Below are 6,867 nucleotides of genomic sequence, written 5' to 3'. Positions count from 1 at the left end.
GAACTTAAAGATGGGGATTATCAAAAGGCGAGTAAAAAAATAGATAAAATTGTCAAAAATCTTAAACAAACAAAATAAAAACTTTATCACAATTTTTTGTGATAAAGACTTATTAATTTTTTATGTTAAAATACATTTACGAATATTAAAAATGGAGTTAAAAAGTGGCTCCGGATGTAGGATTCGAACCTACGACCAATCGGTTAACAGCCGACTACTCTACCGCTGAGCTAATCCGGAATATTTAAAAGTAAAATGTAATTATAGTGAAATTAAAAAACTTTGTCAAGGGTTTTTACACAAAAATGCATTTTTTATGCAAAAAATTAATTTACTCCTTAGCAATAACACTTTTTAAATTTCTAAAATAAAACAAATTTACCCCATCTTCATATAAATAATCAAGCTTCATTCCATGTGTTTCTAAAATAGTATTTACAATATAAAGCCCTAATCCAAAACTTGATTTTTGTTTTGATCCTTGAGTAAAAGCTTGAGTATAATATTCTAAAGTATTATTAAGCTCAGGACCACGATTTTTAAAACAAATATAATCGCCTATAATATCAATTTGCACAAACCCATCTTCAGAATGTTTAATACCATTATCTATCATATTTTTAATCGCTGTAGTAAAAAGTTTAAAATCCACATTTACAAAAAAACTTTCTTCCATAAAAATACGTATATTGCTATCATCTCGCATTGCAATTTCTTTGGCTTCATCTAAAACATCTAAAATATTGTATTTTTTTCTATTTATAAAAGCAGCCCCTGAAGTAATTTGCTCAATAGCAGCGAATTCATTAATTAAAATTTCAAGTCTAGTAAAAACCCCATTTAAGCGCTCTTTATATTTATTATCTTCTATCATTTCTAACGTTAAGAGCCCTTTAGTAATAGGAGTTTTGAGTTCATGCATAATATTTCTTAAAAAAAACTGACGAGATTGATTTAGCTTTCGAATTTGAACAATGGCTTGATAAAAAGCTTCACTTACTTGTGAAATTTCATCCACTCCAGTGCTTACATCTTCTATATCACTAAGCTTTCCTTGGGCAAATTTATCAATTTGTTTTTTAAGTCTTTTGAGTGGTTTTAATTTTTTAAATATATAAATATAAAGTAATACAAGAATACAAATCACAGCTACAGCTATAGCTTTGATAATAAAATACCTATAGGTTTGATAATCTTGATCCTTATAAAGATAAACCTTTCCATCATAAATAATATTTAAATACACCTGTCTATTATAAGAAATAATCTCGATTAAGCCATTATTAACCTCAACTCTAGCTAAAACATCACCTCTAAAAAGAATTTTACGGATCTGCTTTGCTTCTGTTATCTCATCCATTTTATTATAATTTTTTGTCTGCTCTTCAAATTCTTTTTCACTGATAACTCCTGCAAAATTTAAGAGCCTTGCATTAGCTATTAAAGAATATTTTGTATTTAATTCTCTAGTATAATTTTGCTGATCGTATTCTATAAGCCACAAAAAGCCAAGTATAACACTAACCCCAGCAAAAATAAAAATAAAAGTTATAGTATAGAAAATCGAAGATTTATTCATTGAGTAAGCTTATAACCTATTCCACGTATAGAGTGAATATATTTTGGAGTTTTTGGATCATCTCCCATCTTTTGACGAATTCTGCTGATAATAACGTCTATACTTTTATTGCTAGAATCCTCACTAATAGAAGAACAATTATAAACAAGCTCTTCACGACTTACCACTCCACCCTCTTTTTTAATCAAATAGCTTAAAATATCAAATTCAGCATTAGTTAAAGTAAGCTCTTGTCCTTTCATGGTAATAATATGCTTATATTGATCATAAACAAGATCTTTTACACTTTTTGCTATGGCGCTTTTTGTATTTGAAATACGTCTTAAATGACTTTTAATACGTGCTTGTAATTCTTTTGGATTATAAGGTTTTGGTAGATAATCATCTGCTCCAAGCTCTAAAGCATTAACCTTATCTGTAATATCATGTCTTGCACTTGAAATAATAATAGGTGTATCATACTTTTTACGAATCTCTTCACACACTTCAAGCCCATCAAGCCCTGGCAAAGAAAGGTCTAAAATGATAAGCTGATACTCTTTTAATGCGAGCTTAGAAAGACCTATATAAGGCTCATGAGCTATATCAACTTTCATATCAAATTTTTCCAAATATTCAGCTGTAATTTCCGCTAATTCTAAATCGTCTTCTATCATAAGAATATTTGTCATAGTTTTCCTTTATTTTAAACTTAATTTTAATTTTAAACTAAAATTTATAACGAAAGGAAAATCCTTCCGTTATTTTTATTTAAGCACAAGCAAAGTCGCAAAACCATTGCGGTATACCCAAACTTTAGTAAATTCTTTTTTACTAACTTGTTTTAAAGCTTGTTCTAAATCTTTTAAATTTTTAATTTCACTTTGTCCAACACCTATGATAATATCACCCTCTTGGAAACCAGAATTTTTTCCTTTGCTCTTTTCTTTAACACTATCAACCAAAACACCATTAACATCTTTTGGAATTTGCAAACGATCCTTAAGTCTTGGATCTAAATTTCTCAAACTCAAACCATCAATCAAATCGCTTTGTACGCCTTTAGGATTTTCTTTTTCACCTTTAAGAGTAAAATTTGCTTGCTTATTTTCTCCATCTCTTTCGTAACTTAATGAAATTTTTTGACCAATCTCTAAAGTTCCTATATAATTTTTAAGATCAATAGGACTTTTTATAATCTTATCATTAACTTTAGTAACTAAATCTCCACGCTTAAGCCCTGCTTCATCAGCACTTGAACCTTTTTGAACATCAGTGATTAAAGCTCCTTCTTGATTTTTGTAAGCTTTTTTAGTATCACCTTGCAAAGCTGAAATAGTCACACCCAAAAATCCTCTATCAATCTTGCCTTTTTCAATAAGTTTTTTAGCTATATCTTTAACCATATTTGAAGGTATAGCAAAACCTATGCCGTTGTTTCCACCTCCGCGAGAAAGAATAGCTGAATTAATACCTACTAAATATCCGCGACTATCCACCAAAGCTCCACCTGAATTTCCTGGATTGATAGAAGCATCTGTTTGTATAAAATTTTCATATTGATTTAAACCTATATTGTCTTTATTTAAAGCAGATATTATCCCACTTGTAACACTAAAACCGACTCCAAAAGGATTTCCAAGTGCAAAAACAACATCTCCTTCCATTAAATCATCAGAATTTGTGAAAGTAATAGCTGAAAGATTATTAGCCTCTATTTTTATAACAGCCAAATCTGTTTTTGGATCTTTACCTATAAGTTTTGCTTTATATTCTGTATCACTTCCTGGTAAATTCACTGTAATCGTATCAGCATCATCTACAACGTGATTATTTGTTACTATATAACCATCTTTTGAAATAATCACCCCTGATCCCAAAGAACTCACTACTTCTTTATCATTTTTTCCTTTTCTTTGAGGAAAATCAAAATCAAAAAATTGTTTAAAATAAGGATCATTAAAAAAATCATCCAAAGGACTTGGACGATTCGCTCTTGTAATAGTTTTTGAGGTAGAAATATTAACCACTGATTTTTTTGCATCTTTAATAGAATCATGATAAGAAAGCACTACATTTCCAGCAGCAGGATTTACACGATTAGCCGTTGTAGTTGATTCGTTAAAATTAATACTTGCGGCAAATAAAGCACTCGCTAAACTTAATGATAAAAAAATCTTTTTCATTTCATTTCCTTTTGTTCTTAAAGATAAATTATCTCGTAAAATATTTTACTGTCTTCATAGTATAAAACTGAAAATTTACAAAATTGTAAATAAAACCTTGAGTGATAAAAATTTATAAAACTTGATTGACTTAGGCTAAAGTTTATGTTATAATTTAATCCTTTATATAATCAAGTAAAAAATTTTAAGGAAATATAACATGAATAGTTTATACGAAACTCTTGGAGTTAGCAAAAACGCTAGTGCAGATGAAATAAAAAAAGCTTACCGTCGCCTAGCTAGAAAATACCATCCTGATATCAACAAAGAAAAAGGTGCGGAAGAAAAATTTAAAGAAATTAATGCTGCTTATGAAATTTTAAGTGACGAAAAAAAACGAGCTCAGTATGACCAATACGGCGATTCTATGTTTGGTGGACAAAGTTTTCATGATTTTTCAAGAAATACTGGTGGGGTAAATTTAGACGATATTTTAAAAGATCTCTTTGGAGGAGGCTTTGGTGGACGCTCAAGAGGGGGTTTTAACGGCTTTTCTTCAAAAGGCTTTAGCAGTGGTTTTGGAGGATTTGGAGGTTTTGAAGAAGAAAATTTAGACAGCAATCTAGAGCTTCACATTCCTTTTGAAAAAGCTGTTAAAGGCGGGGAACATAGTTTTAATTTTCAAGGCGAAACCATTAAATTTAAAATTCCACACGGTATAAAAGAAGGCGAGAAACTAAGAATTCGCTCTAAAGGAAAACAAAGCAGAAATGGAGCTAGAGGCGATTTAATCATTATTGTAAAAATAGAAGAAAGTCCTATTTACACAAGAGAAGATGATGATTTATATCAAAAGGTTGATATTTCTTTAAAAACTGCACTTTTTGGTGGAAAAATAAATATAAAAACACTCAAAGAAGGCAAGGAAGAAGCGACAATTAACATAACACCTAATTCAAAAAATAACCAAAAAATTCGTTTAAAAGGTTATGGGGTGCAAAATAGAAAAAGTGATATTTATGGGGATATGTATTTGATTTTAAATGTTGTTTTGCCAAATTTAGATGCTCTTGATGAAAAATTTATAGAACTCTTAAAAGAAAAATTACCTTAAAGAAAGGAATAAAATATGGAACACCATTATGATGAACCTGTATATTTAATCAGTGTTGTGGCTAAAGTTTTAAGCATACATCCACAAACCTTAAGGCAATACGAAAGAGAAGGATTGATAGAGCCAAGTAGAACCGATGGCAAAATAAGACTTTATTCTCAAAGGGATATTGACCGTATTAAACTTATATTGCGTTTAACAAGAGACATGGGAATCAATCTTGCTGGAGTAGATGTTATCTTAAAATTAAAAAACCAACTTCACGAATTTGAAAATTTAATTGATGAACTACGCTTAGAATTAAGTAAACAACAAGATAAAGAAGCGGCTAGTAAAGCCGTTGTCAAGCATAAAAATAGCTTTGAATTGATTTTTTATGAGAAAAAATAAAAAATAATGGATAATTTTTTAGAAATTTTTTTAATCACCGTTGCTATAGCTATAGTTTTAAATGTCATATTTAAAAAATTTGAAATTCCAACTATCATTGGATATATAGCTGCCGGAGAAATCATTTCTGAAATTTATCATTTAAGCGGCAAAGGCGAAATCACCCATATAGCCGAATTTGGTATAGTGTTTTTAATGTTTACCGTAGGGCTTGAATTTTCTTTTAAGCATTTAATGGCAATGAAACAAGAAGTTTTTTTAAACGGCTCTTTGCAGATGCTTACTTGTGGCTTTGTTTTTATGCTACTTGCTATAGGAATTTTGGGACTTGGAGATAAAAGCGCTACCATAGCAGGCTTTGCACTAGCACTTTCTTCAACCGCAGTGGTGCTTAAAATTTTAAATGATAATGGCGATATAAATGAGCAATATGGCAGAAAAGCATTGGGAATTTTGCTTTTTCAAGATATAGCCGTTATTCCTTTGCTTTTGCTTGTAGATATTTTTTCATCCAACAATCAAAACATAGAAAAACTCCTTTTTACCACTTTAATTTCAGCACTTATTTTAATCACTTTATTATTTTTCATAGGTAAATATCTAGTGGATAGAATTTTTAGACTCATTATCCACACTTCTTCTCAGGAAATTTTTATTAGTACTGTTTTATTTATGGTTATTGGAGCAAGTTTTTTAGCAAATTATTTTGGATTTTCTTATTCTTTGGGTGCTTTTATAGCAGGTGCTTTGATAGCAGAAACAAAATATAAACACAAAATAGAAGCAGACTTGATCCCATTTAGAGATTTGCTTTTAGGGCTTTTTTTCATAACTGTAGGCATGCAAATTCAACTTGATGTAGTGGCACAAAATTGGTTTTTAATCATAGTTTTAACCCTTCTTGTAATGGCTTTAAAAATTGGCATAGTTTTTGGCTTTTTATTTCTTTACACCAAAAAAAGAGTAGCGCTTAAAACAGCTTTTGCCATAGCGCAAATTGGCGAATTCGCCCTAGCAATTTTTTCTCTTTTACAAGCAAAAAATATGCTTGATATCAAAACTTCACAAATTTTAATTGTTGTTTCTATTTTAACCATGATTATCACGCCTTTTATTTTAAACAATATAAGAAAAATTACCAATGTTGTAGAAGATATAGCACTTAATACCAACGCTGTGCAAAATATTGACAGCAATATCAAGCTTAAAAATCATCTTGTTGTTTTTGGCTATGGACGCTTAGGACAAGAAGTCGTACAAAAAATCAAAAACACAGGCGTACCTTATCTTGTTTTAGAAAGTGATTTAAATTTAGTAGAACTTGGAGTTAGTCGGGGTGAAAATGTCGTTTTTGCCAATGCTGCTCAAGAAGAAACCTTAAAAATTGCCAATATAGAAGAATGTGCAGTAGCTATTATCACAGTTACAAATGAAGCTAAACTTGAAATTTTATGTCAAGTGCTAGCTAATTATCCAAAACCTATAGATACTATCATTCATGTAAATGGAACTTTGAAAAAGATGCTTTTTTCTAGCATAGATGAAAATATACGCATCATTCGCTCTGAAAAAGTAATCGCTAGAAATTTAGTTCAAGAAGCACTAGAATGCCGCATTCATAAAAATACCTAAGGAAGAAT

6 protein-coding genes, 1 tRNA gene and 1 pseudogene are annotated in these 6,867 nt (G+C 30.1%); 4 read left to right on the top strand and 4 right to left on the bottom strand.

Features of this window, described 5'->3' with window-relative positions:
• Window positions 1-78 (top strand): annotated as a pseudogene (locus tag AJ886_RS10905) (CopG family transcriptional regulator); the annotation flags it as partial.
• Window positions 79-165: 87 nt separating this feature from the next.
• On the opposite strand, the gene AJ886_RS08650 reads toward AJ886_RS10905, so the two are convergent.
• The 4 genes from AJ886_RS08650 to htrA all read right to left on the bottom strand — a co-directional run bounded on the left by AJ886_RS08650 (window position 166) and on the right by htrA (window position 3,744).
• A tRNA-Asn gene (locus AJ886_RS08650) sits at window positions 166-240 on the bottom strand.
• 91 nt (window positions 241-331) lie between these two features.
• Window positions 332-1,579 carry an ArsS family sensor histidine kinase gene (locus tag AJ886_RS08645; RefSeq protein ID WP_070287561.1) on the bottom strand — a complete coding sequence of 416 codons (1,248 nt, stop codon included), beginning with the start codon at window positions 1,577-1,579 and terminating at the stop codon, window positions 332-334.
• A complete protein-coding gene (locus AJ886_RS08640) occupies window positions 1,576-2,250 on the bottom strand; it encodes a response regulator transcription factor (protein WP_002777451.1) in 675 nt (224 codons plus the stop codon). Before AJ886_RS08640 ends, AJ886_RS08645 begins: the two co-directional genes overlap by 4 nt.
• A 75-nt stretch (window positions 2,251-2,325) precedes the next feature.
• Entirely contained in the window at window positions 2,326-3,744 is a 1,419-nt protein-coding gene (htrA, locus tag AJ886_RS08635) for a serine protease HtrA (RefSeq protein WP_070287560.1), read from the bottom strand.
• A gap of 199 nt (window positions 3,745-3,943) precedes the next feature.
• On the opposite strand from htrA, the gene AJ886_RS08630 reads away from it, so the two are divergent.
• The 3 genes from AJ886_RS08630 to AJ886_RS08620 are packed head-to-tail and all read left to right on the top strand — an operon-like array spanning window position 3,944 to window position 6,859.
• Window positions 3,944-4,837, top strand: coding sequence for a DnaJ family protein (locus tag AJ886_RS08630; RefSeq protein WP_002870990.1), 894 nt, complete (start codon window positions 3,944-3,946; stop codon window positions 4,835-4,837).
• Between the two features lie 15 nt (window positions 4,838-4,852).
• Window positions 4,853-5,227 (top strand): heat shock transcriptional regulator HspR, encoded by a 375-nt coding sequence (hspR, locus tag AJ886_RS08625; protein ID WP_070287559.1) that lies wholly within the window; start codon window positions 4,853-4,855, stop codon window positions 5,225-5,227.
• 6 nt (window positions 5,228-5,233) lie between these two features.
• A complete protein-coding gene (locus AJ886_RS08620; protein ID WP_070287558.1) occupies window positions 5,234-6,859 on the top strand; it encodes a cation:proton antiporter in 1,626 nt (541 codons plus the stop codon).
• Window positions 6,860-6,867 lie beyond the last annotated feature (8 nt).

Origin of the sequence: Campylobacter sp. BCW_6465 (genome assembly GCF_001762815.1) — a bacterium.
Taxonomy (GTDB): Bacteria; Campylobacterota; Campylobacteria; order Campylobacterales; family Campylobacteraceae; genus Campylobacter_D; species Campylobacter_D jejuni.
Note: the sequence above shows the minus strand (reverse complement) of the source record. Positions and strands in the feature narration are given on the sequence as shown.

Excerpts from the sequence above, each read along its gene's own strand:
- AJ886_RS08645 (WP_070287561.1), bottom strand. The coding sequence starts at position 1,579 with ATGAATAAATCTTCGATTTTCTATACTATAACTTTTATTTTTATTTTT.
- htrA (WP_070287560.1), bottom strand. The coding sequence starts at position 3,744 with ATGAAAAAGATTTTTTTATCATTAAGTTTAGCGAGTGCTTTATTTGCC.
- AJ886_RS08640 (WP_002777451.1), bottom strand. The coding sequence starts at position 2,250 with ATGACAAATATTCTTATGATAGAAGACGATTTAGAATTAGCGGAAATT.
- AJ886_RS08630 (WP_002870990.1), top strand. The coding sequence starts at position 3,944 with ATGAATAGTTTATACGAAACTCTTGGAGTTAGCAAAAACGCTAGTGCA.
- hspR (WP_070287559.1), top strand. The coding sequence starts at position 4,853 with ATGGAACACCATTATGATGAACCTGTATATTTAATCAGTGTTGTGGCT.
- AJ886_RS08620 (WP_070287558.1), top strand. The coding sequence starts at position 5,234 with ATGGATAATTTTTTAGAAATTTTTTTAATCACCGTTGCTATAGCTATA.